Source organism: Anaerococcus sp. HMSC065G05 (assembly GCF_001812365.1).
Classification (GTDB): domain Bacteria; phylum Bacillota; class Clostridia; order Tissierellales; family Peptoniphilaceae; genus Anaerococcus; species Anaerococcus vaginalis.
This window is the reverse complement of record NZ_KV808705.1, coordinates 54225-78377: the sequence shown is the minus strand read 5'-3', so window position 1 is coordinate 78377 and position 24153 is coordinate 54225. Positions and strand designations below refer to the sequence as shown.

Annotated in this window: 22 protein-coding genes and 5 pseudogenes; all 27 read left to right on the top strand. The window is 30.5% G+C overall.

Annotation, left to right across the window (positions count from 1 at the left end; genetic code table 11):
* Positions 1-373 (top strand): annotated as a pseudogene (locus HMPREF2852_RS10065) (hypothetical protein); the annotation flags it as partial.
* A gap of 103 nt (positions 374-476) precedes the next feature.
* Positions 477-1451 (top strand): choloylglycine hydrolase, encoded by a 975-nt coding sequence (gene bsh / locus HMPREF2852_RS05175; protein WP_070606383.1) that lies wholly within the window; start codon positions 477-479, stop codon positions 1449-1451.
* A 70-nt stretch (positions 1452-1521) separates the two neighbouring features.
* The gene (gene cls, locus HMPREF2852_RS05170) at positions 1522-3021 is read left to right on the top strand and encodes a cardiolipin synthase (RefSeq protein WP_199792156.1); all 1500 of its coding nucleotides are present in this window, start codon (positions 1522-1524) and stop codon (positions 3019-3021) included.
* A gap of 124 nt (positions 3022-3145) precedes the next feature.
* Positions 3146-3310, top strand: a pseudogene (locus tag HMPREF2852_RS09585) (nuclear transport factor 2 family protein); the annotation flags it as partial.
* A 10-nt stretch (positions 3311-3320) separates the two neighbouring features.
* Positions 3321-3689 (top strand): nuclear transport factor 2 family protein, encoded by a 369-nt coding sequence (locus tag HMPREF2852_RS05165; protein WP_070606376.1) that lies wholly within the window; start codon positions 3321-3323, stop codon positions 3687-3689.
* Positions 3690-3793: 104 nt separating this feature from the next.
* On the top strand, positions 3794-3958 hold the full coding sequence (locus HMPREF2852_RS05160) for a transposon-encoded TnpW family protein (protein WP_070606374.1): 165 nt from the start codon (positions 3794-3796) through the stop codon (positions 3956-3958).
* A 41-nt stretch (positions 3959-3999) separates the two neighbouring features.
* Positions 4000-4494 (top strand): annotated as a pseudogene (locus tag HMPREF2852_RS05155) (type IV secretory system conjugative DNA transfer family protein); the annotation flags it as partial.
* Between the two features lie 39 nt (positions 4495-4533).
* The gene (locus tag HMPREF2852_RS05150; RefSeq protein ID WP_070606371.1) at positions 4534-6357 is read left to right on the top strand and encodes a recombinase family protein; all 1824 of its coding nucleotides are present in this window, start codon (positions 4534-4536) and stop codon (positions 6355-6357) included.
* Between the two features lie 142 nt (positions 6358-6499).
* Positions 6500-7096 carry a TetR/AcrR family transcriptional regulator gene (locus HMPREF2852_RS05145; RefSeq protein ID WP_070606368.1) on the top strand — a complete coding sequence of 199 codons (597 nt, stop codon included), beginning with the start codon at positions 6500-6502 and terminating at the stop codon, positions 7094-7096.
* Between the two features lie 23 nt (positions 7097-7119).
* Positions 7120-9594 (top strand): PEP/pyruvate-binding domain-containing protein, encoded by a 2475-nt coding sequence (locus HMPREF2852_RS05140; protein ID WP_070606367.1) that lies wholly within the window; start codon positions 7120-7122, stop codon positions 9592-9594.
* Between the two features lies 1 nt (position 9595).
* Positions 9596-10978, top strand: a complete 1383-nt coding sequence (locus HMPREF2852_RS05135) for an MATE family efflux transporter (protein WP_070606366.1) — start codon at positions 9596-9598, stop codon at positions 10976-10978.
* Positions 10979-11260: 282 nt separating this feature from the next.
* On the top strand, positions 11261-11677 hold the full coding sequence (locus tag HMPREF2852_RS05130; protein WP_070606365.1) for a sigma-70 RNA polymerase sigma factor region 4 domain-containing protein: 417 nt from the start codon (positions 11261-11263) through the stop codon (positions 11675-11677).
* 83 nt (positions 11678-11760) lie between these two features.
* The gene (locus HMPREF2852_RS05125; protein ID WP_070606364.1) at positions 11761-12090 is read left to right on the top strand and encodes a DUF3847 domain-containing protein; all 330 of its coding nucleotides are present in this window, start codon (positions 11761-11763) and stop codon (positions 12088-12090) included.
* 248 nt (positions 12091-12338) lie between these two features.
* The gene (gene mobQ, locus HMPREF2852_RS05120; RefSeq protein WP_070606363.1) at positions 12339-13991 is read left to right on the top strand and encodes a MobQ family relaxase; all 1653 of its coding nucleotides are present in this window, start codon (positions 12339-12341) and stop codon (positions 13989-13991) included.
* A 2-nt stretch (positions 13992-13993) separates the two neighbouring features.
* On the top strand, positions 13994-14746 hold the full coding sequence (locus tag HMPREF2852_RS05115) for a phage replisome organizer N-terminal domain-containing protein (RefSeq protein ID WP_070606362.1): 753 nt from the start codon (positions 13994-13996) through the stop codon (positions 14744-14746).
* A 414-nt stretch (positions 14747-15160) separates the two neighbouring features.
* Positions 15161-15727 (top strand): type III toxin-antitoxin system ToxN/AbiQ family toxin, encoded by a 567-nt coding sequence (locus tag HMPREF2852_RS05110; protein ID WP_004825325.1) that lies wholly within the window; start codon positions 15161-15163, stop codon positions 15725-15727.
* 83 nt (positions 15728-15810) lie between these two features.
* A complete protein-coding gene (locus HMPREF2852_RS05105) occupies positions 15811-15996 on the top strand; it encodes a transposon-encoded TnpW family protein (protein WP_070606361.1) in 186 nt (61 codons plus the stop codon).
* 11 nt (positions 15997-16007) lie between these two features.
* Positions 16008-16817 (top strand): annotated as a pseudogene (locus tag HMPREF2852_RS05100) (VirD4-like conjugal transfer protein, CD1115 family); the annotation flags it as partial.
* Between the two features lie 61 nt (positions 16818-16878).
* The gene (locus HMPREF2852_RS05095; RefSeq protein WP_001258251.1) at positions 16879-17415 is read left to right on the top strand and encodes a ClbS/DfsB family four-helix bundle protein; all 537 of its coding nucleotides are present in this window, start codon (positions 16879-16881) and stop codon (positions 17413-17415) included.
* Positions 17416-17432: 17 nt separating this feature from the next.
* Positions 17433-18731 carry a PIN-like domain-containing protein gene (locus tag HMPREF2852_RS05090; protein ID WP_261668110.1) on the top strand — a complete coding sequence of 433 codons (1299 nt, stop codon included), beginning with the start codon at positions 17433-17435 and terminating at the stop codon, positions 18729-18731.
* 366 nt (positions 18732-19097) lie between these two features.
* The gene (locus tag HMPREF2852_RS05085; protein WP_002839977.1) at positions 19098-19409 is read left to right on the top strand and encodes a single stranded DNA-binding domain-containing protein; all 312 of its coding nucleotides are present in this window, start codon (positions 19098-19100) and stop codon (positions 19407-19409) included.
* A 1-nt stretch (position 19410) separates the two neighbouring features.
* The gene (locus HMPREF2852_RS05080; protein WP_000394203.1) at positions 19411-19626 is read left to right on the top strand and encodes a Maff2 family mobile element protein; all 216 of its coding nucleotides are present in this window, start codon (positions 19411-19413) and stop codon (positions 19624-19626) included.
* Positions 19627-19636: 10 nt separating this feature from the next.
* On the top strand, positions 19637-20500 hold the full coding sequence (locus HMPREF2852_RS05075) for a VirB6/TrbL-like conjugal transfer protein, CD1112 family (RefSeq protein ID WP_070606360.1): 864 nt from the start codon (positions 19637-19639) through the stop codon (positions 20498-20500).
* A gap of 9 nt (positions 20501-20509) precedes the next feature.
* The gene (locus tag HMPREF2852_RS05070; protein WP_002838520.1) at positions 20510-20800 is read left to right on the top strand and encodes a hypothetical protein; all 291 of its coding nucleotides are present in this window, start codon (positions 20510-20512) and stop codon (positions 20798-20800) included.
* Position 20801: 1 nt separating this feature from the next.
* Positions 20802-21212 (top strand): PrgI family protein, encoded by a 411-nt coding sequence (locus HMPREF2852_RS05065; protein WP_000332191.1) that lies wholly within the window; start codon positions 20802-20804, stop codon positions 21210-21212.
* Positions 21103-23526 carry a VirB4-like conjugal transfer ATPase, CD1110 family gene (locus HMPREF2852_RS05060; protein WP_070606358.1) on the top strand — a complete coding sequence of 808 codons (2424 nt, stop codon included), beginning with the start codon at positions 21103-21105 and terminating at the stop codon, positions 23524-23526. The genes HMPREF2852_RS05065 and HMPREF2852_RS05060 overlap by 110 nt, the downstream gene beginning before the upstream one ends.
* A 7-nt stretch (positions 23527-23533) precedes the next feature.
* A pseudogene (locus tag HMPREF2852_RS10060) lies at positions 23534-24153 on the top strand (hypothetical protein); the annotation flags it as partial.

Genomic DNA, 24153 nt, shown 5'->3' with positions numbered 1-24153 from the left:
GATTGATGAAAAAACACAACTCATCGACCAGTCAGAAAAATATTTGAAGTACAAGGACATCTACAAAGCCTATGCAAAGTTAAAGAAAATAAAACAGGAAGATTTTTATAATGAGCATACGGCGAAGCTTATTCTATTTGAAAGTGCAAGGAAACATCTCAAAGAGCATTTAGGGGAAAGTAAGACCTTAAATATATCCAAATGGAAATCGGAACTTACCACTTTGAAGAAAGATAAAAAGAGCCTATATAGTAAAATATTAGAAATACGAGAAGAAGTAGAACAGGCTGAAAAAGTTAAGACCTGTATAGAGCAGTTACAGGAACAAGAAAAACAACTATCACAGGTAAAGAGGAATGAGTTAGACCTATAAAACTAAGTGAAAAAATGGTATAATTAAATATAATCACTAAATAGTAATTTTAAAGAGAGTTATATAAAAGATAAGAAATAGTATTAGAAAGAAGGGAAAGAATATGTGTACAGCAGCAACTTATAAAACGAAAGATTTTTATTTTGGAAGAACATTGGATTATGAATTTTCATATGGAGATGAAGTAACAATAACACCAAGAAACTTTGAATTTAAATTTAGAGAAGTAGATGACATTAAGAGTCATTATGCGATAATTGGAATGGCATTTGTTACTGAAGATTATCCATTATATTACGATGCAATAAACGAAAAAGGGTTAGCAATAGCAGGTTTAAATTTTGTTGGAAATGCTCATTATAAAGAAAAACAGGAAGGAAAAGATAATGTTGCTCAATTTGAACTGATACCATGGATTTTAAGCCAATGTTCAAATGTAAATGAAGCTAGAAATTTGATTGAAAAAATGAATGTGTTAAATACTCCATTTAGTGATAAATTACCATTAGCTAGCTTACATTGGATTATTTCCGATAGCACACAATCAATAACTGTAGAGTCTGTTATTGATGGAATAAAAATATATGATAATCCAGTAGGGGTATTAACTAATAATCCATCTTTTGATAAGCAAATGTTTGCCTTAAATAATTATATGTATTTATCACCTAAATCTCCAGAGAATAAATTTAGTAAAGAATTAGATCTAAGTTTATATAGTAGAGGAATGGGAGCAATAGGTCTACCAGGTGATTTATCATCGCAATCAAGATTCATAAGAGTAGCGTATACTAAATTAAATTCTTTTTCTAAAGAAGATGAAAAATCAAGTGTTAGTCAATTTTTTCACATTTTAGGTAGCGTTGATCAACAAAGAGGATGCTGTGATTTAGGTGATGATAAATTTGAAATAACAATTTATACATCTTGCTGTAATGTAAATAAGGGAATTTATTATTATACAACATATGATAATCATCAAATAACAGCAGTTGATATGCACAAAGAAAATCTAGATAGTAATGTACTTATTCGTTATCCTTTGATAAAGGAAGAACAGATAAGAACTCAAAATTAATGTTTATCTATAAAGAAGATAAAAGTATTACATATAAAAATGAATTAGTATGAGGAGAAAAAATATGTGGATGGCAGTAAAAAGAGGAATTGTTGTAGCAATAGGTTTATTAATACAAATTCTATTAACATTATTTATATATTTAAAATTTGGAGAATTTATAAGTATTATTCATGTAGTTTATGGTTTACTTAGTATTATAATTGTTTTAATGATTATCAAGTATAGTAAAAGATTAAGTAGCGATTTAATATGGATATTACTGATTATGCTTTTTCCATTAATTGGAACACTTCTATATATCATACTTAGTAATAATATGAAAAGAAGTAAAGTTTTAAAGAATATTAATGAAAATATAGAAAATGGTCAAAAATACTTAATACAAGATGAATTTATAAAAAAAGAAATCGATACTAAAAATTTAGGACAATTAAAATATATAAGTGAATTTGCAGGATTTCCTGTAACGAAAAACAATGAGATAAACTATTATTCTCTTGGTGATGACGTTTATCCTGTTATGTTAGAAGAACTAAAAAAAGCCAAAAAATTTATTTTTATAGAATATTTCATTATTAATAATGGTACTATGTGGCAAGGAATTTTAGATATATTAAAAGAAAAAGCAAATTCAGGACTAGATGTAAGAGTATTATATGATGATATGGGTTCTTTTGCTATGCTACCTAGTAATTATCCAAAGTTACTGGGGAAATATGGAATAAAATGTATGCAATTTAATAAATTATCGCCATTTGCAGGTATTATTATGAATAATAGAGATCATAGAAAAATGATGATAATTGATGGACATACTGTTTTTTCTGGTGGAATTAATATTTCAGATGAATATATAAATATAAATAGTAAATTAGGAGTATGGAAAGATAATGGAATTAGGATAAAAGGTGAAGCTGTTTGGAATTTTACTGTTATGTTTCTAGAAATGTGGAATTCATTTAAAAAAGAAGATAATGATTATAATAAATACAAATATAATTTTACTGAAAAGTATAAGGAAAATGCTTTCGTTGTACCTTATGGGGAAAGTCCATTAGATGATGTTATAACCGGCGAAGATATTTATCTAAATATTATCAATCAAGCGAAAAAGTATGTTTATATTTATACACCTTATTTAATTATTGATACAGATATGATAAATAGTTTAATCTTAGCTGCAAGAAGAGGAGTAGATGTCAGAATTGTTGTTCCTGGAATACCCGATAAAAGAATTGTATATGATTTAACCTCTTCTTATTTTTATACATTAATTAAAGGTGGAGTAAAAATTTATACTTATACGAATGGTTTTGTACATAGCAAAGTATTTTTATCCGATGATGAAATAGCAACTGTAGGAACAATAAACTTAGATTATAGAAGTTTATATTTACATTTTGAATGTGGTATTTATATGAAGGATACAAATGTAATAAAAGATATCAAAAAAGATTTTGAGGATTCCTTTAAAGAATCACATAAAGTAGATGAAAGAGAAGCAAAAAATGGTTTATTTAAAGGACTATGGCAAGCTATTTTAAGATTATTTGCTCCAATAATGTAAACGATATAATAAAATTAGATAAATAGAAAATTATAATTTGTTGAGAAAGTGTACATTTGTAAATGATGTGAGACCAAAAACAGGAGAGAGAATTTCCTGTTTTTGGTCTCACATCAATTGTATCTCTACAGGGAAAGTTGAAGAATTTGACGGTATTTCTTTGATTGTTTGGACAGCCGATAATAAGATAAAAGTATTGAAAGAGTTTGGCTGTAATTGTAATAACTACAATCCTTACAAAGAGAGTGAAACACCATTGTTTAGAGATGAAAAAGTGAATTGGTTTTAAGGTGATTACTATGGATATAGATAGATTTTTCAAAACGGTTTTATCACAAAATGCAGAAGAACTTAGGAAATATTTTCAAAAGAATGCTGTTATAAAATGGCATTGCACAAATGAGTTTTTTACCTTAGATGAGTATATAAGGGCAAATTGTGAATATCCCGGAAATTGGAACGGAGAAATAGAGAGAATTGAAGAAAATGAAGATACTATTATTTTAGCTTGTCGGGTTTTTCCAACAGATAATAGTGAGTCTTTTCATGTAGTAAGTTTTATCTATCTTGAAGATAATTTGATTGTTGATATGGATGAATATTGGTCTTATGATGGATTGGCACCAGAATGGCGTAAGAAAATGAAAATTGGGAAACGCATTAGGTAAATTTCAATTTTGAAAATCAAGCAATTTAATAAAAACTAACACAGTAACAGTAAATCAAAAATGGTTTGCTGTTTTTTATTGTCTAAAAATGGAAAGGAGAACTTATGGAAGAAGAAAGAAGAAAAATACAAGTACCACCACATAAACAGTTAGTTATGGATATTGGGAAGACAAAATATACTGTAAACCTACATTTTAAGCAAGGTACAGGCGAAACATACAAGGATAAAATATTAAAGCTAATCAAGAGAGAAACAGAAAAGATATAAATTTTTCAAAGAAATTTTGTTTATGTCCTTGACAAATCTTCCCAAAAGGCACACTTGTGTTAGAATGTGGAAAAATGCTTTATGAAAATGGTTACGACATAAAGATATTAAACACAATAAACTTTAAAAAATCTATGAAATACAATCCCTTTGCATATTTGAGAAGTGAAAAAGATATTTTAAAGCTTGTCCAAACCATAATTGCTAACACCAAGGGAGATGGAGAAAAGGCAGGAGAAGATTTTTGGGTAAAGGCTGAAAAGTTATATTACACTGCTCTTATTGGGTATATTTATTATGAAGCACCTGAAGAAGAAAAGAATTTTAAAACACTCTTAGATATGATTGACGCAAGTGAGGTTAGAGAAGATGACGAAACCTATATGAACCCAATTGATAGGCTTTTTGAAGCTCTTGAAAAGAAAGATCCAAGTCATTTTGCAGTTAAGCAATACAAGAAATATAAGCTGGCAGCAGGAGTAATAGAATTAAGGAGAACACTTCATCACTATTTTAGTGAAATATGTACTTCTTAATTCTTTTTTTATTGAAAAATTAAGAGAAAGGGGGTAAAAATGAGGAATTTTGAAAAGATAACAGCACTCTATGAGAGATTAAGTCGTGATGATGAACTGCAAGGAGAGAGTAACTCTATCATCAATCAGAAAAAAATATTGGAAGAATACGCAAGCAAAAATAATTTGTCAAACATCATTCACTTTACAGATGATGGAATCAGCGGAACACAGTTTGACAGACCGGGATTTATGGCAATGATGAACGGAGTCAATCAAGGAAATATCGGTTGTATCATCGTAAAAGATATGAGCAGACTTGGCAGAGATTATCTCAAAGTCGGTCAATGTATGGAGATACTAAGACAAAAGGGCGTAAGACTAATCGCTATCAATGACAATGTAGATAGTTTTTACAGAGAAGATGATTTTACCCCTTTTAGAAATATCATGAACGAATGGTATGCAAGAGATACATCAAGAAAAATCCAATCGACTTTCAGGTCAAAAGGCGAAAGTGGGAAACATACTGCAAGTACACCGCCTTATGGCTATATCAAAGATGAAAAAGATAAAAACAAATGGATAGTAGATGAAAAAGCAGCAGAGATAGTAAGGCGAATATTTAACCTGACCATGCAAGGCAATGGTCCGTATCGAATAGCAAAGATATTGGAGAGTGAAAAAGTAGATATACCCGCCTATCATCAACAGAAATTAGGCTATGGACTATATCAAAGCAAAAACTTTGAACATCCCTATCGTTGGTGCAGCTCAACTATAGCAAGTATTCTAAAGAAACAGGAATACTTAGGACATACAGTCAATTTCAAAACAAGAAAACACTTTAAAGATAAGAAAAGTAAGTATGTATCTGAAGATAACTGGCTAATATTTGAAAATAGACATGAACCAATTATAGACCAAGAAACTTTTGATAATGTGCAAAGGATAAGAGGAAATGTAAAAAGGTATCCTGACGGTTGGGGCGAATATCACCCACTAACAGGATTGATGTATTGTGCAGATTGTGGGAGCAAGATGTATGTTCATAGAACAAGCAACTACAAAAATATACCCTATTACACTTGCAGTGCCTATACCAAAACACCTTGTGGGACACTTTGTCCATCAGCACACAGAATAAAAGCAGAAGCAGTTTTAAATCTTATTAGGGAAACGCTGAAAGACATTAAAAAATACCTTGATGAAGATAACGAAGCCTTTATCCGTTCTATTCAAAATGAAATGGAAGAAAAAGAAAAAATGGAGATAGAAAAGAAACGCACAAGGCTTATTGACAGCAAAGGGAGATTACAGGAATTAGAAAGACTAATGTGCCGTATCTATGAAGATATGATCCTTAACAAAATACCAAATAGCAGATATGAAATACTAAACAACCAATATGAAACAGAACAGGTCGCTTTAAGTAAAGAAATTAAGGACTTGGAACAGCAGGTATCGAGATATGAAAAAGAAACAGACAGAGCAAGAAAATTTATATCTCTTATCAGTCGTTATGAAAACTTTGATGAACTTACAACTACAATGATAAATGAGTTTGTAGAAAAAATTATCGTACATGAAAGAGATAGAAAAGGAAGTCAGACATCAAAGCAAAAGATAGAAATTTACTTTAATTTCATAGGCAATTATGAACTGCCACAGGCGGAGTTAAGTGAGGAAGAAAAACAAAAACTTGAGGAAGAAGAAAGAAAAATCAAGGAAAGAAAGGACAAGCTACATCAAAATTATCTAAAGAGAAAAGCAAGTGGAAAACAGAAAGAGTATGAAGATAAATATAAGGCAAGAAGGGAGCAGAAGAAACAGGAAAAATTAAAGGTTCTAAAAAGAGTAGGGATACCATTATGTGAAATGTAGAGTTTTTCAACTGAATAATATATCCAAGGTCAATGAATATAAAATAAAATATTCATTGACTTTTAAATTTGTGGGTGTTATAATACCTATGAATAAAAAATAAAAAATTCACAGATTGGTTTGAGAAGTTTGGAGGTTAAAAATGGCAAAGGCATTTACAGAAGAAGAAAAGATAAAAATCAAAGAAAGCATTATGGAAACTGCTCTTGATTTATTTCATGATAAAGGTACAAAATCACTTAGTATTTCGGAATTGACAAAAAGAGTAGGGATAGCACAAGGAAGTTTCTATAATTTTTGGAAAGACAAAGAATCTCTCATCATCGATTTAATGGCATATAGGTCGATACAAAAATTGGAAAACATTGAGAGAGAATTTTCAAATTCACTCACGAATCCTAAAAAATTCCTTTCAGAGGTAATTTATAAGTATTCGATAGATATGACTGAGAAAATTAAAACTCAGCCAATTTATCAAGAGGCATTTAGAATATTTGCAAGTCAAGATTCAAAGAAAGTGAATAGAGTAGAAAATCTATATGGTGATTTTTTGGATAGGTTAATAGATTATTGGTACAAAAATAATGCAGTAAAAAGCGTAGATAAGCAAGGCTTATCAAATGCCTTTGTTGGCAGCTTCGTTCTATGTTCAAATTATTTCCATTTTAATAAAGATACCTTTGAAGAAGTGCTTAATATTTATATACAAAGCATTGTTTTTAAATATATAGAAATTTAATTGTATAAAGGAAGGTGATAGCAATGATTCTGGATTTTAATGAGATAAAAAAGGAAGATGTATTAGTTGCTGGAGGGAAGGGTGCTAATCTTGGAGAAATGACTTCTGCTAAAATAAATGTTCCAAGTGGATTTGTTATAACAGCAGACGCATATAGAGATTTTTTAAAAGTAAATGCGATTGATATTCTCATTGAAAATGGAATTAAAAAATCAGTAGATGATGAAAGAAAACATCTAAATGAAGCTGAGCATTTTAGAGGAAAGATAAAGTCTGGAAAATTTCCTGAAAGGTTAGAGAATGCAATAAGAGAAAAATATTTAAATCTTGGAAATAATACAAGAGTTGCAGTGCGTTCTTCAGCAACGGCAGAAGATTTGCCAGATGCCAGTTTTGCAGGGCAACAAGAAACTTATTTAAATGTTCAAGGTATTGAAAGTGTATTGAATGCAGTGCGTAATTGTTATGCTTCGCTTTGGGGAAATAGAGCTGTAAGTTATAGATTTCATCAAGGTTATGATCAAACTTCAGTTTCTATTGCAGTTGTTATTCAAGAAATGATAGAGAGTGAAAAATCAGGAGTTTTATTTACCGTAAATCCAGTAAACAAAAAAGAAAATGAAATGCAAATAAATGCAAGCTTTGGATTAGGAGAAAGCGTTGTAAGCGGAAGAGTTACAGCGGATAGCTACATTATTGACAAATCAGGAAATATAATCGAAGTAAATATTGGAAGCAAGGAAACTCAGATTATATACGGGAATAAGGAAACTGTTGAAGTATCGGTAAACTCTGATAAAAGAAAAACTCGTGCATTAAATGATAGAGAAATACTTGAACTTATGAAGTGCGGTTTAGAGATTGAAAAACACTATGGTATGCCTATGGATATTGAATGGGCTATCAAAAATGATATTGTCTATATTTTACAGGCAAGAGCGATTACCACATTAAAAAATTCCGAAAATGATATAACTGGCAATGATTTAATAGAGAAGTACACAAAGGGTAAAAAAATCAAAAAGGATACACGAGAAGTAATGTCATTCTTTTTAGAAAAAATGCCTTCTGCACATAGAGTACTTGATTTCGATTATTTGATGGCAATCAATGATCAGAAAGTAAACATTTTATCAGAAGGTGGGATTATTTTACCAAGAAATCCAATTATAGATGATGATGGTATACAAACTTTTTCTGATGAAGGAAAGCGAATTGGAAAGAATATTTTCAAATTTTTTAATATCTTAAAGAACATGAAAGATTTTGAGTTCTGTTATAAGAAGTGCAAATATTTTATGAATATATATGAAACTGAAATAGAAGAAATCAAGCACTTAAATTTTGAAAATATGACATTAACGGAGTGTGGAAATTTTTTAGAAGAAAGTTATGCTCTTTTGCAAAAGCTTGCTTATGATAGATTTAAGTATGCCTTATTTCCATCAGTATTAAATAGCAAGAAATTTACCAAAATAATAAAAAAAGTAAATAGCAATTACTCATCGTTTGATTTTTATTGGGACTTAGATAATAAAACATCGGTGATTACAAATGATGTCTATACAATGGCTTGTGAGATAAGAAAAAATGAAGCTTTAAAAAGAGCGATAATTTTAGGAGATAATTTTAAGGAATTATATAAAAAGTTTAATGATTTTAAGAATATATCAGATGAGTTTATGAAAGATAATGGCTTTAAATCTGATTATAACTGTTATTGTTTATCTGCAAAAACATTTCTCGAAGATCCTGATAGGCTGGTAAATATATTACGACCTATATTAAATGAAAATAGTAATGAAAGTAAAGATATAAAGGATTTTTCTAAGCTTATGGAGAGTATAGAGGGAATCTATGGTAAAAAGTATCAGGATATAGAAAAACAGATAAAATATTTTAGATATTTTCATGTGGTTCGTGAAGAAAGTCAATATTTGTGGGAAACACTATTTTATTATGTCAGGAAGTGTGTTAAAAGAATTAACTTTATACTCTTGGGTGATGAAAACATAGAAATAGGAGTGGCTAATCTTTTTCATAAAGAATTACTTAAAGCAATTAACAGAGGTAATTTAAATGAATCAGATAAGGAAAAAATAAATAGGAGAAACGAAAAATTTCCTTTAGCAGTGAAAGTATGGGAAGCTTCAAAGTTATTGATTTTTAAAACGGATGGTGATGTCTTAAGAGGAGTAAGCGGAAGCACTGGTATTGCAGTTGGAAAGGTGTGCCTGATAAATAGTCCCAAAGAATTTTATAAAATGAAAAAAGGAGATATATTAGTTTGTCATCTTACAGATCCTGAGTGGACTCCATTATTTAAGCTGGCAAGTGCTGTTGTGGCAGATACAGGTTCTGCTTTAAGCCATGCTGCAATTGTTGCAAGAGAATATAATATACCGGCAGTTCTTGGAGTTGGTTTTGCAACTACCAAATTCAAAGATGGAGATACCATACAAGTAGATGGTAATACCGGCGAGGTCAAAGGTTGCTGATATGAAATCAAAAAATCAAATAGATCAAAAAGAATTGAGAAGGCAAAAGATTTTAAGTGAACCAATTTTACCTTTGATAGTAAAAATGTCTGTTCCAACAATTGTTGGTATGCTAATTATGGTTATTTATAATTTGACAGACACATTTTTTGTCGGACTTTTAAATGATAAATCGATGACAGCTGCTATTGGTGTTGTTTTTAGCTTCGTGAGTATTATTCAGGCTATTGGTTTTTGGTTTGGATATGGCAGTGGTAATATTATGTCTAAAAAACTTGGAGAACAAGATGAGGAAGAGGCAATAATTATTTCTTCAATCGGAATAGTATTTTCTATTATAAGTGGATTTTTAATAGCTATAATGTCATGGATTTTTATATCTGACTTGATAAAGTTCATTGGTGGGAATGCTTCTGTTAACTTATTTAAATTTACTACTCAGTATTTAAAGGTGATTATAATAAGCGTTCCATTTAGTTTGTATTCAATTACTATTTATAATCAATTACGACTTTGTGGAAATGTAAAAGATGGAATGATGGGTTTGCTTTTAGGAATGTTTAGCAATATGATTCTTGATCCTGTATTTATGTTTATATTCAAGTGTGGGTTTGTTGGAGCTGGATATGCAACTTTGACAGGTCAAATAATTGCGTGTATTGCACTTACTATGTTGGCAAAAGGAAATGGCAATATTCCTGTTTCTTTGAAAAATGTTAAATGTAGTAAAGAACGCATATACCATATTCTTGTAGGAGGAATGCCTAACTTTTCAAGGCAAGCAATTACAAGTGTTTCTCTCATTTTATTGAATAGAGTTGCAGCAAACTTTGGGGACAGTATTATTGCAGCTTTAACCGTTAGTTCAAGAATAGTTGCCATAGCTTATATGATTATGATTGGATGGGGGCAAGGGTTTCAACCTATTTGTGCAATGAATTATGGTGCAAAAAAATATGGCAGAGTTAGGTCAGCATTTAATTTGACAGTTGCTGTTGGAACTATATTTTTGATTATATCAGCAGTGGTGCTATATATTTTTTCGGAACATTTTGTTATTGCAATGTCTAAAGATAGTGAAGTTATTTCTATAGGAGTGCAAATACTTAGAATGCAATGTATAACAATTCCGCTGTTAGCCTATTATGCGATAAGTAGTATGTTAATGCAAAATATAGGGAAATACTTTTGGTCGTTGATAATTTCGATTTCAAGGCAAGGTATTTTCTACATCCCTCTTTTATATTTACTTACTAATTTGTATGGGAAGTTTGGGATATATTTATTGCAACCTGTTTCTGATGTGTTGTCATTTGCTTTGGCTGTTTTTATAGTTTGTAAAATGAAATTTACTTGTTATAAGCTTCAAAAAGATAATATTTAAGGTTTACAGAATATTTATTAGGAGGGAAAAAATATGTAACTAAGCAATGGAGGGATAAATAATGGGAACATTAAATTCGGTTATTCATATAAGATACATTTATCCTTTTTTATGCTTGGAATTGCTTAAACATAGCAATAATACTTTACCAGAAACGACCAAATAGAAAATTATATACAACATTAGTTTTTAAGCCGAGAGGACTTTTTACGCCAAAGTGTAGAAGTCCTCCTTTTTTATTCTCAAAAACAAATTAGAGAACAGGAAAAGGAGGATAACACGATGGATAAGAAAGAATATTACCTTTATGTAAAAGGCAAAGCCGTACCTGTAAGTGAAGAAGTATACAAAGCCTACTGGAAGATAACAGAGCATGAAAAATATCTTTACAGGAAAGATAGAGAACACTGTGTATTACCTTTTTCGTCTTTTGATTATGACGGACACTTTGTAGATAACATCATAGATGAAAAAATAGACTTAGAAAAAATTGTAGAAGTAAAAATGCAAATTGAAGAACTTCATAGAGCATTAAATACTCTTACAAAAGAAGAACGAGAGCTAATGGAAGCCATCTTCTACAAAGAAGAAAGTCTAAGGTCAATCAGCAGAAGAGAGAAAGTTACACATCAAGCAATCAGTGGGAGGAGGGATAGGATATTAGAAAAACTGAGAAAGATTTTAGAAGATAAAATCTAAAAATTAGGAAAGGTTAAGTGTCAAAAAAGGTGCTTACCTTTCTTTATGGAAACAAATAAATACTAAAACGGAGGAATGCAAAAATGAAGAAAGAAAAAACATTACAGGAAGTACAGGAACAAATTTCTGAACTTCAGGAAGAAAGAGAAAAGTGCGATGTAAAGCTGAAACAATTACAAAATCAAGGCAAGAAAATAGAAAAACTTGCAAATGAAAAGGAACGAAAAAGAAGAAATCACAGGCTTATACAAAGAGGCTTGATAGTAGAAAGAGTGGTTAAAAATTCTCTAATGTTTACCAATGAGGAGATAGAAAAGCTATTAAATATTTCTACTCACACAGAAGAATACAGACAAGCCTATGAAGAAATGATAAATGGAAAAGATATGGAAGATGAAACAGACATCGAGTAGACAGAATAAAAAACCTTAGTTTTTTCAGAAGCTCCCTGCAAGGGCAAAAAGCTTCGCAGAACGCAAAGCACCCTTTAGGGTGTATAATTGCGCCCTTAGAAAAACTAAGGGATTTTAGCGAGTCTTTGAAAATCCAAAACTTAATAAAAACATACGGATAAAGCAGATAGGAAAAGATACAAACAATAGCCTGTCTGCTTTTTTCTTTATATGAAAAATAAACAAAAAAATGAAAGGAGCTTATGAAGATGGCAGAAACATTTCACTTTAGTATTTCCATGATAAGTAGAGGAAAAAGTAAATCGGCAGTTGCAAGTGCAGCCTATATATCCTGTGAAAAAATAACAAATGAATGGGACGGAGTAACCCACGACTATCACAACAAAAAAGGACTACTTCATTCAGAAATCTTCTTGCCGGAGCATGTGCCAAAAGAATTTCAAGACAGAAGTTATTTATGGAACTCAGTAGAGTTAAATGAAAAAGCAAGCAACGCACAACTTGCAAGAAATTTCATTATTGCTTTACCGAAAGAATTATCCTTTGAGGAAAACAAGAAACTCATTACCGACTTTATTGGGGAAAATTTTGTATCAAAAGGAATGATAGCAGACCTTGCTATTCATGATGGAAATGATGAAGAAAATAATAATATCCATGCACATATTATGACTACCCTTAGACCAATCAATGAAAAAGGAAAGTGGCAAGCAAAGAGTAAAAAAGAATATGTACTTGGTGAAAAGGGAGAAAAGATAAAATTAAAAAGCGGTAACTACAAAACAAGAAAAGTAGAGCTGACAGACTGGAACGATAAAGGCAACGCAGAGAAATGGAGAGAGAATTTTGCAAGCCTTTGTAATCAGTATTTAGAAAAAAATCATCAGGAAAAGAGAGTGGATCATCGTTCCTACAAAAGACAAGGGATAGAAGAAATACCAACCATTCATTTAGGAGCAAGTGCAAGTGCCTTAGAGAAAAAAGGAATAGAAACCGACAAAGGAAACATCAACAGAGAAATCAAAAAGCATAACTCTTTAGTAAAAGCCATTAAGAACAAGATAAAAGAAATCACTTATTGGATAGACTCTTTACTTGGAAATCTGCAAGCAAAATACGATGAGTATAAACAGACCAAGAAAGATGAACTGGAGAATAAAGCAGAACTCTTTAACCTCTATGAATATATCTCTATCTACAACGAGATACAGGGAGAAAAAACAAAAAATCTATCCTACTATGGACAGATAAAAAAGGGAAATGCAGACCTAAAGAGATTTGTAAAAGCAATCTACTATCTAAAAGATAATCATCTTCAAACCATAGCAGACCTACAAGGAAAAGTTCTTGAACTGGCAAAGCAAAGTAAAAAGATAAGTGGTGATATTCAGAGTAAAACACAAAGAATTAAAGACTTAAATCAATGTGTAAGTTGTATAGACGCTATCAAAGAAAACAAAGAAGTCTATCAGGAATACAAAAGCAAAACCATATTCAAAGACAGTTTTTACAATTCACATAAAAAGGAAATAGACAGATACCTAAGAGCAAGAAAGACCATAGAAAAGTTTACCGGGACATCAGCTATAAAATTAAATGATTGGCAAAAAGAAATATCAAGCCTTGAAAAAGAGATACAAGACTTAACCAAAGATAAAGCTAAAGTACAAGACGAATTTAAGCAGATAGACCACATCAAATATGCAGTAAAGATTGTTAATGACGAGTATGGAATAGACCTATCCATAGAAATAGATAAGGCAATTAAGAGAGGAGATAAACCAAGTGTAATTGCACAACTGAAAAAATTCCAAGAGCAAGAGGAAAGAAAGGAGCAGTACAAACAAAAAGCAAAAGAAAAGGCTAAAGAAAATTATAAAAATAAAGGGGAGGAAAGATAAAAATGGCAGACAACAGAAGATACTATTGGTTAAAATTGAAAGAAGATTTTTTTACAGATAAGAGAATCAAAAGGCTAAGAAAAATATCAGGAGGAGATACCTATACAATCATTTACCTCAAATTGCTTTTACTTAGCTTAAAAGATAGTGGGAAGCTGTATTATGATGGAGTAGAAACAGACTTTATCAAAGAGCTTGCCTTAACGATTGATGAAACGGAAGATGATGTAATGGTTACAGTAAATTATATTGTAGCACAAGGCTTGATGGAGATAATCACAGAAAATGACGAGTATTTTTTAACAGAAATTCCAAGTCTTATAGGTTCAGAAACAGCTTCTACAAGGCGTTCAAGAAAATCGAGAGGACAAAAAGCGTTGCAATGCAACACTGGTGCAACACCTTGCAACTTTTTGCAACAAAACTGCAACGGAGATATAGAGATAGAGAAAGAGATAGATATAGAGTTAGAAAAAGAGGGGGAGAAAGAAAAAATATCCCCCTCCCTTTATGGAGAATATAAAAATGTTTCCTTAACTGATGAAGAATATGGAAAATTAAAGGATAAAATGCAAGGTCATAGGGATAAAATGATAGAGAAGCTGTCAACCTATATGCAAAGCACGGGAAGAAACTATAAAGACCATTATGCGACCTTAGTTCATTGGTACGAACAAGACAAAGGGAAATTAAAGGAGAGCAGTAAATCAAAAGTATATACCTTTGAAGATTATGACAAGGGTGAACACTTGTAGACTTCGCATAAGACGGTGGAAAGGTGTTTTTAGAGCGTTAATGATAAAATAGGTATCAGACTATAGCTAAGTGTAAAATAGGGCTTAAAAAGTATAATATAGCTTAAAGTATAAAAAGTGGTCTGAGGAATTTGAATCATACAAAATAAAAATTTTAATAATATTTTGTTTCAAGCTGATTTTTCGGTGAAAATGGGGTATAATATAAACACAGATAAGATATAGGCAAGAGAATAATCAAAATAGTTGTATTTGACTTTTGAAAATAATTTTGCTATAATTTTATGAAAGATATGGTGTCCCGCTACCAAAAAGGTGGAACATTAAAGAAGGTGTCTCACTACCTATATCCCAAAGGTGAAGCATTAAAGGCGGCAGAGAGGATAAAACCTCTCTGTTTTTTTAGGAGAACTTATGATAGAAGCGTTAAAGTATGGATTTTATACCGTAGATCCTGATTATCTTGAATATCTAAATAAAGTGGATTCAGAAGTTTATTATAATCCATCATATAGAAATAGCACTAAGCCATTTATTGGCGTGATTGTTGGGATAGAGAACTATAATTATTTTATTCCTGTATCTTCAGCAAAGGAAAAACATAAAAGATGGAAAAATGTGTCTGATGAACATTTTATAATTTATGAAGTTATAGATAATAGTATATCTATTCAGGGAGACATATATAAATACTATTCTGATACAGAAAAAATGCACATTTTATCTATATTGGATATAAAAAAGATGATACCAGTTCCAACCGGATATTATGAACAGGTAGTTTTTGACGAATTAGACGATGATAGGTATAAGGACTTGTTTGAAAAAGAATATGCGTTTTGCTTATCTATAAAAGATAAGGTATTAAATAAGGTTCAAAAAATATATAACAATCAAAAAGAAACAGGTATTGTGAGAAGGGCAAATTGCAATTTTGAAAAGTTAGAAGATGCAATGAGCAAATGGAATAGTACAAAATAATAAAAAATAGAATATGTGCAGCATTGGAGAAGTAGAAAAAACTACTTCTCTTTTTTTATGCAGAAAAGTAGGAGGAAAACAATATGCACGAAAATAAAAACGAACAAAATACAGGAATAAAGACCATAAAGAAGATTGGAAAGGCAACCTATGAGGTTGTTGTTCACTTTAATAAAAATGCAACGGAAACAATGCAAGACAAATTAAAACGCATAATTCTTAGAGAAATGGAGAGAGAAAAACATCAAAAAGCGATAAAAAATGATTAAAAAGTCCTTGACAAGTTGTTACAGGAAAAACTGCCAAGTCAATTCTAATATCTTGTGGAGCAAGACTTGCACCTTTTGATATAAGAGAGCTTAGAGAACTAATGAGCGAAGATGAATTAGAGCTTGATAAAATTGGAGATAGAAAAACTGCTTTATTCGTAATAATATCAGATACAGATGATACCTTTAACTTTGTAGTTTCAATAATGTATTCTCAACTATTTAATCTTCTATGTGATAAGGCAGATGATGTGTATGGTGGAAGACTTCCAGTTCATGTTAGGTGTCTACTTGATGAGTTTGCAAATATAGGATTAATTCCTAAATTTGAAAAATTGATTGCGACAATTCGTTCAAGAGAAATATCGGCAAGCATAATACTGCAAGCACAATCTCAATTAAAAGCAATCTATAAAGACCATGCAGATACAATAGTTGGTAACTGCGACTCTACACTCTTTTTAGGAGGAAAAGAAAAAACAACAGTAAAAGAATTATCTGAAACCTTAGGAAAAGAAACCATAGACCTATATAACACATCAGAAACAAGATCCAATCAAAAATCTTTTGGTCTAAATTACCAAAAAACTGGCAAGGAACTTATGAGTCAAGATGAAATAACTGTAATGGATGGCGGTAAGTGTATTTATCAGTTAAGAGGAGTAAGACCTTTTCTATCTGATAAATTCGATATTACAAAGCATAAGAATTACAAGTTGTTGGAAGATTATGATAAGAAAAACTTGTTTGATGTGGAAGAGTATTTAACAAATAGAGATAAAATAAAAATAAACAGGAACAGTTTGATTACAAGATTATGAATTAAGCCTAGGATAAAAATATTTTTGGTATAATATCTATATAAACCATGGAGGTAGGCATATGAGGTCTTATGAAAGTAAGGAAGAATTAAAAAATGAGATAAAGAAAACTTTTGGAAAATATATTTCAGAGTTTGATAATATCCCAGAAGAATTAAAAGATAAAAGAGTAGATCAAGTTGATAGGACACCAGCTGAAAATCTTGCCTATCAAGTAGGTTGGACAACTTTAGTTTTGAAATGGGAAGAAGATGAAAAAAAGGGAATTGAGGTTAAAACGCCATCTGACAAATTTAAGTGGAATCAACTTGGAGAATTGTATCAATGGTTTACAGATACCTATGCTCATAAATCGTTAAAGGAATTAAAAGAACAACTATCACAGAATATAGAAGATATTTACTCTTTGATAGATAATCTTACAGAGGAAGAATTATTTAAACCACATATGAGAAAATGGGCAGATGAAGCAACAAAAACTGCAACTTGGGAAGTATATAAATTTATCCATGTAAATACAGTAGCACCATTTGGAACATTTAGGACTAAGATTAGAAAATGGAAAAAACTTAATAATTTTGTGAATGTAATTAAATAATAAGGTTGGTGCTTTAATTGAATTATGAAAAATTTAAAAAAATAATAAATAGAAAAACCTCTATAATAGTATTAGATACAAATGTAATACTTGACTTAGCTCGATATTCATTATACAGTAGCAAAAACATATTAGAAATTTTCAAGGAGTGTAAGGATTTAATATGGATTCCGAATCAAGTGTATAAAGAATTTAATAAAAATAAATATAGCGTATTCGGACAATTGAAAAAAAAGTATCAAAATTTTGAAAAAGATTTACTAAGAGTAATTGAAAGGAGTCAAAAAAATTTAGAGAGTGTCTTGATTAAATCATCTAAATATAATTATTTTGGAAGAAAAAATTTGGAGAATGATTTAAATAACAAGTTAGTTGAATTAAAACAAATAATCAAATCTTATAAAAATAGTGTTGGTATTGAATATGATGAAATAACAACAGATTCTCCTGAAATAATTAAAGATATAGATAATCTTATTTCATATTTAGAAAAAAATAATAGGATAGGTAATAGGATAAGGTTTAGTGAACAATTAAAAATTATTAGAGAGGGTGAACTTAGGTATAAATATAAAATTCCGCCTGGATATGAGGACATTAATAAAGATGGAGTTGAAAAATTTGGAGATTTATTTGTTTGGAAAGAGATATTAGATTTACCAGTTGAAAAATCAGTAAAAGATATTATTTTTATTACGAATGATATAAAAGAAGACTGGTGGAGTAAGGATAGTCAAGATAATTTAGTAGTTCACGATAAATTATTAAGTGAATTTAAAGAAAAAAATCCAAATGTAAATATTGAATTTTTAACAACAGGAATGTTTCAGAATTTCGCTTCAAAAGTATATGATAGATATGATTTTAATGTTTATGTAGATTTAAATAGAAAAGATGTGTCATATGTAGAAAGAGTAAAACAAGATATTTCTAATGATATAGTTGACAGTATTTATAATAACAACTATTATTATCTAGAATCGTATGTTATTGGAAGTGAGGGTATTGAAGAATTAGATATAAATAATTGTGAATTCAATGAGATATTAGATACTTATGAAGAGTTTACAGACGAGATTGTTAGTATAACTTATGAGCTAGAATATTTAATAAATTTAAGTTGTGTATCCTTTGATTATTGGGGACGTGATGATGATACAAAAGAAGTCATACAATCACCACCAATAGAACAAGAATTTAGTGGAAGTGTCATAGTTAATGTCACAAGATTAATTAATAAAGATGATATCGAAGAAGATTCTTTTTATATTAATAATGATAAAGAATATACAGATATTGAAATAATTGAAATTTAGATAGATCAAGATTCTATAAACAAAAATGAAGAAGACTACGATGACTCTTATTTAGAAGAGGAGAATTACAATAATGATTATGCATTTATTTGCTCTAAATGTGGAAAGGGATTTAAGGATAGGCGAGAAGATGTAGGTGGTATTTGTCGAGATTGTTCATTTAATGATTAATAATATAGGATATTTTATTAAAGCAGTAATTATAAAGTTTACTGCTTTTTTTATACTCAAAATTAGGAGGTTAAGATGTTAAGGATAAGAGCTCCTACTTAGAACAATTTAATAAGGAATAATGTATAGCGATTGGAAATAAATAGATCCAGTCGCTTTTTTAATTGAAATTTATAGATTAAGGAGAAGAAATTAATGGATAGAGAAATGATAAATATTAATGCAAATTTAGTTAAAGAAGTGGAATTATCAGAATTTGAAAGAGATGGAGAAAAAGTAGATGTAGCAAATTTTACTCTCATTAAAAAATATGGTAAAGGAAAAGAATATATAAATTGTTCAGTCTACGGAGAAAAAAGCGAACGTGCAAAAGAATTAGATAAAGGAGATCTAATCCATGTCTTTGGATATTTCAAAGAAAACAAAAAAGGAGATAAGGTCTACAAGAATTTTATAGTTAAATCACTAAATAAAATAGAAAATAAGAAAGAAAACGAGGAGGAATAATATGGAATTTTTTACAGCTGGAGTTGGAGTTTTAAAGACACTTGTAACTGCAATTGGTGCAGGTTTAGGAGCATGGGGAGTTATTAACTTAATGGAAGGTTATGGTAATGATAACCCTGGTGCTAAATCTCAAGGTATTAAGCAGCTTATGGCTGGTGGGGGAATTGTACTAATCGGTATTAAATTAATTCCACTACTTGCAAATGCTTTAAAATAGGAGAAAGTCTATGTTTGGTATCTTTGACAAGCTAACTGAATTTTTTAAGGATATGCTACTCGGAGGTATCAAAGCAAATCTTGAGTCCATGTTCTTAGATATAAATGACAAGGTAGGAGTTATTGCAACTGATGTTGGGAAGACACCAATGGGTTGGAATGGAGAAGTGTATAACTTCATAAAAAACATTAATGATAATGTGATCGTTCCAATAGCAGGTCTTATCATAACAGCAGTTTTATGTATTGAACTCATAAATATGGTTATGCAAAAGAATAATATGCACGATACAGATACTTTTGAGTTTTTCAAATACATTATAAAGATGTTTATAGCAGTCTACATTGCAAGCCATGCCTTTGAATTTTCAATGGCAGTCTTTGATGTGGCACAAAATCTTGTAAACAAAGCGGCAGGGGTAATCACTACTTCTGCCACTGTTTCAGGAGATCAGATAGTTGCAATGGTTGATGCATTAAAAGAAAAAGAAATAGGTGAGCTTTTAATGATACTGGTTGAAACGAGCCTTGTAAGGATTGCAATTCAAGGAATATCACTAGTTATAACATTAATAGTATATGGGCGTATGTTTGAAATATATGTCTACTCATCAGTATCATCCATTCCATTTGCGACTATGGGAAATAAAGAATGGGGTCAGATTGGAACAAATTATATCAAGGGACTTTTTGCCTTGGGACTACAAGGTTTGTTTTTGATGGTATGTTTAGGTATCTACACCGTTTTAATAAGAACGGTACAGATTACAGATATTCACGCAAGCTTGTTTAGTATATTAGGATATGCTCTACTACTTGGACTTATGATGTTTAAGAGTGGAACAGTTGCAAAAAGTATTATGAATACGCACTAGGAGGAATAAATGTTAAAAAAGAAAAATTGTGCTTTATTGGGACTTGGAATTTTATTAGGAGGAACTTATGAAATCTTAAAAGAGAAAAAAAGAAATGAAGAGATTAGAAACTTAAAGAGGAGAATAAATAGACTCGGAAGATGTCACAATGAATTTGTTATGTATCAAGGCGAATACAATGACAGAAATGAAGAAAAACAAGAAGAATTAGAAGAAAGAATTAGCTACCTGGAAGAGGAAACAACATCTAATTATGACCATATACTTGAACTTTCCAAAGAAGAAGTAGAGGGAGATTAAAATGGCATATGTACCAATACCAAAAGATTTGGACAAGATTAAAACAAAGGTTGCCTTTAACTTAACCAAAAGACAACTTATAGGTTTTTCTGTGGCAGGACTAATTGGTATACCAACCTATTTATTTATGAAGAAATATCTACCTAATGATGTTTCTATCATTGTAATGCTAATAGTAACCCTGCCAATCTTTTTTATAACCTTATATGAAAAAGATACCTTAACTTTTGAAAAATATTTTAAATTTTTCTATCTTCATAAGTTTTATCAACCAACTAAGAGAATAAGAAAGGAGGCATACCTTGAAGCAAAGAAAAAAGCAAATCAGCGACTTAAATCTAAGGGAAAAACAACTAAAAAAAGACCGAAAGGAAGTAAGAAGGCTAAAAACAAAGAAAGATCCAACAAATAGTCTTCTAAGTGTACTTTTAAAGAAAGAGAAAAAGAGATTTACCGTTGAGGACACTATTCCATATATAAGAATGTTACCAGAGGGCATTTGCCAGTTAGATGAAAAAAATTATTCAAAGACAATTTCATTTCAAGATATAAATTACCAGTTGGCATTGGAAGAAGATAGAGATTTAATTTTTAACCAATTTGCCAACTTTTTAAATTCTTTTGATCCAAGTGTCCACATTGAACTATCATATGTAAATCAATTAGGAAGAAATAGAGACCTACAAGATGCAATTAAAATTGCTGATAAGGGAGACTTTTATGACCATGTAAGAAAAGAGTTTAGGGAGATGTTAAAGCTTCAACTTGCAAAGGGAAATAACGGACTTAAAAAGATGAAGTATATAACCTTTACAACAGAAGCCGATAACCTAGAGCAAGCACGAGCAAAGTTAAATAGACTTGAAGTAGATATTTTATCTAACTTTAAATCTATGGGAGTAAGAGCAGAAAGTCTTGATGGCGAAGAAAGGTTAAGACTTGTTCACGATATGTTAAATCCAGACAAGAACTTTGATTTTTCATATAAAGATTTGAAGAAGAAAGAGTCTACAAAGTCACATATAACTCCCAATATCTTTAATTTTGCACCAGCAAATAATTTTAAATTTGGGAAATTCATTGGAGCAGTAAGCCATTTTCAAATACTTGCAAGTGAGTTATCAGACAGAATGTTATCTGAGTTTTTAGATATTGATGACAATATTTATGTAGCTTTTCATATAGATGTAGTTGAACAAGCAGAAGCTATTAAACTCATTAAGAGAAAAAACACAGACCTAGACAGAATGAAAATCGAAGAACAAAAGAAAGCAGTTCGTGCTGGATATGATATGGATATTATTCCTTCAGATATAAATACTTTTGGTGCGGATGTTAAGTCCATGTTATCTGACTTACAAAATAGAGATGAAAGGCTTTTTGTAGTTACCATAGTAATGATGAATTTTGCAAGGACTAATCAAAAATTAGAAAATACCATTGCACAAATCTCATCAATTGCAAATAGACATAATTGTCAGGTAAAAAGATTATCTCATCAACAAGAACAAGGACTTGTTTCTGTCTTACCTTTAGGAGTTAATCAAGTCGAAATAAAAAGATTTTTAACTTCATCATCAACGGCAGTATTTATGCCTTTTACAACAGAAGAGCTATTTATTGATTCGGCAAATTCCTTGTATTATGGCTTAAATGCCCTTAGCCAAAACTTGATTATGGCAGATAGGAAGAAACTAAAGAACCCTAATGGACTAATATTAGGAACACCAGGTTCTGGTAAATCTTTCTCAGCAAAGAGAGAGATGGCAAATGCAATTCTTGTCACAGATGATGATGTAATTATTTGTGATCCTGAAGGCGAGTATTCAAACCTTGTAAAACAATTTAATGGAGAAGTTATTAAAGTTTCGGCAAAATCAAAGGATTATCTAAATCCACTAGATATTAATATGAACTATGGAGATGGGGACGCACCTTTAAAGGATAAGGCAAATTTCATAATGTCTATGCTTGAACTTGTAGTAGGAGGATCTGGTCTTACTGCTGCAGAAAAATCTGTTATAGATAGATGCTTACCAAAGATATATCAAAAATATTTCGAAGATCCAAAACCAGAAAATATGCCTATATTAGGAGATTTATACGATATGCTCCTATCCCAAGAAGAGGGAGTTGGTAGAAAACTAGCAACAGAAATGGAAATTTATGTTAAGGGAAGTCTTAATGTATTTAATAATAGATCAAATGTTGACCTAAATAGGCAATTGCTCTGCTTTGATATAAAAGAGCTGGGAACACAACTTAAAAAAATAGGTATGCTTGTAATTCAAGACCAAGTTTGGAACAAGGTTTCCCTAAATAGAGGAAGCAAGTCTACAAGATACTATATAGATGAGTTCCACCTTTTATTAAAAGACCCACAAACTGCTTCATATTCAGTAGAAATCTGGAAAAGATTTAGAAAATGGGGAGGTATTCCAACAGGAATAACTCAAAACGTAAAAGACCTTTTAACAAGTCAGGAAATTGAAAATATCTTTGATAATACAGACTTTGTTCTAATGTTAAATCAAGCATCTGGAGATAGAGATATTCTTGCTAAGAAATTAAAAATATCGCCTTATCAGTTAAACTATATTACTAATTCAAATGCAGGTGAGGGACTCTTATTCTTTGGAAATACTATTGTTCCCTTTATAGATAAATTCCCTAAAGACACCATGTTATATAAGTTAATGACAACAAAACCAGAAGAAGCTAAGTAGGTGTGATATGGATAAAAAACTAAAAAAAGATTTTCAAAAGAAAATTATACGAAATAGGGACGCTCCTGAAAAAAATATGGATAGTAAACTTGTTCATTCAGATGATTATATCAATAAGATTATTAAGACTAAGGATAGGTTCGGAGATAAAATTTCAGAAAAAGAATCTAAACTTATTCATGAGAATGTATTAGCTAAAGATCAAAAACAAGATAAACTAAAAGATTTTCAGAAGTCTAAAAACAAGGAAAGAATCAGAAAAGAAGTTTTAGATAATAAGGATAAGGCTGAAGAAACAAAACAAACTAATCTTGAAATAAGGACAGATGAAAGCTTTAAACTTGATGAAGACTTAGATGTAGACTTCAAAAAGGTAAATTTTGGTAGTGAAAACAGTAGAAATATTAATTCTAATAAACTAACAACAGATGATATTGCAGCTAAGGCTCAACCAATAAGCAATAAGAAGGCATCAAGTAAAAGACAAGTTCTCAAAAATTACGAGGATAAACTTATCCATAGTAAGGATAAATTCCAAGACAAAATCAACGAGAAAGAGTCTAAGCGAATCCAGACAAGTGAAGATAAACCTATCGAAGCAAAGAAAAGCAAGAGAATATATAGAAA

What these genes read in the sequence shown, in the direction of transcription:
- bsh (WP_070606383.1), top strand. Translation starts at nt 477, where the DNA reads ATGTGTACAGCAGCAACTTATAAAACGAAAGATTTTTATTTTGGAAGA.
- cls (WP_199792156.1), top strand. Translation starts at nt 1,522, where the DNA reads ATGGCAGTAAAAAGAGGAATTGTTGTAGCAATAGGTTTATTAATACAA.
- HMPREF2852_RS05165 (WP_070606376.1), top strand. Translation starts at nt 3,321, where the DNA reads ATGGATATAGATAGATTTTTCAAAACGGTTTTATCACAAAATGCAGAA.
- HMPREF2852_RS05160 (WP_070606374.1), top strand. Translation starts at nt 3,794, where the DNA reads ATGGAAGAAGAAAGAAGAAAAATACAAGTACCACCACATAAACAGTTA.
- HMPREF2852_RS05150 (WP_070606371.1), top strand. Translation starts at nt 4,534, where the DNA reads ATGAGGAATTTTGAAAAGATAACAGCACTCTATGAGAGATTAAGTCGT.
- HMPREF2852_RS05145 (WP_070606368.1), top strand. Translation starts at nt 6,500, where the DNA reads ATGGCAAAGGCATTTACAGAAGAAGAAAAGATAAAAATCAAAGAAAGC.
- HMPREF2852_RS05140 (WP_070606367.1), top strand. Translation starts at nt 7,120, where the DNA reads ATGATTCTGGATTTTAATGAGATAAAAAAGGAAGATGTATTAGTTGCT.
- HMPREF2852_RS05135 (WP_070606366.1), top strand. Translation starts at nt 9,596, where the DNA reads ATGAAATCAAAAAATCAAATAGATCAAAAAGAATTGAGAAGGCAAAAG.
- HMPREF2852_RS05130 (WP_070606365.1), top strand. Translation starts at nt 11,261, where the DNA reads ATGGATAAGAAAGAATATTACCTTTATGTAAAAGGCAAAGCCGTACCT.
- HMPREF2852_RS05125 (WP_070606364.1), top strand. Translation starts at nt 11,761, where the DNA reads ATGAAGAAAGAAAAAACATTACAGGAAGTACAGGAACAAATTTCTGAA.
- mobQ (WP_070606363.1), top strand. Translation starts at nt 12,339, where the DNA reads ATGGCAGAAACATTTCACTTTAGTATTTCCATGATAAGTAGAGGAAAA.
- HMPREF2852_RS05115 (WP_070606362.1), top strand. Translation starts at nt 13,994, where the DNA reads ATGGCAGACAACAGAAGATACTATTGGTTAAAATTGAAAGAAGATTTT.
- HMPREF2852_RS05110 (WP_004825325.1), top strand. Translation starts at nt 15,161, where the DNA reads ATGATAGAAGCGTTAAAGTATGGATTTTATACCGTAGATCCTGATTAT.
- HMPREF2852_RS05105 (WP_070606361.1), top strand. Translation starts at nt 15,811, where the DNA reads ATGCACGAAAATAAAAACGAACAAAATACAGGAATAAAGACCATAAAG.
- HMPREF2852_RS05095 (WP_001258251.1), top strand. Translation starts at nt 16,879, where the DNA reads ATGAGGTCTTATGAAAGTAAGGAAGAATTAAAAAATGAGATAAAGAAA.
- HMPREF2852_RS05085 (WP_002839977.1), top strand. Translation starts at nt 19,098, where the DNA reads ATGGATAGAGAAATGATAAATATTAATGCAAATTTAGTTAAAGAAGTG.
- HMPREF2852_RS05080 (WP_000394203.1), top strand. Translation starts at nt 19,411, where the DNA reads ATGGAATTTTTTACAGCTGGAGTTGGAGTTTTAAAGACACTTGTAACT.
- HMPREF2852_RS05075 (WP_070606360.1), top strand. Translation starts at nt 19,637, where the DNA reads ATGTTTGGTATCTTTGACAAGCTAACTGAATTTTTTAAGGATATGCTA.
- HMPREF2852_RS05070 (WP_002838520.1), top strand. Translation starts at nt 20,510, where the DNA reads ATGTTAAAAAAGAAAAATTGTGCTTTATTGGGACTTGGAATTTTATTA.
- HMPREF2852_RS05065 (WP_000332191.1), top strand. Translation starts at nt 20,802, where the DNA reads ATGGCATATGTACCAATACCAAAAGATTTGGACAAGATTAAAACAAAG.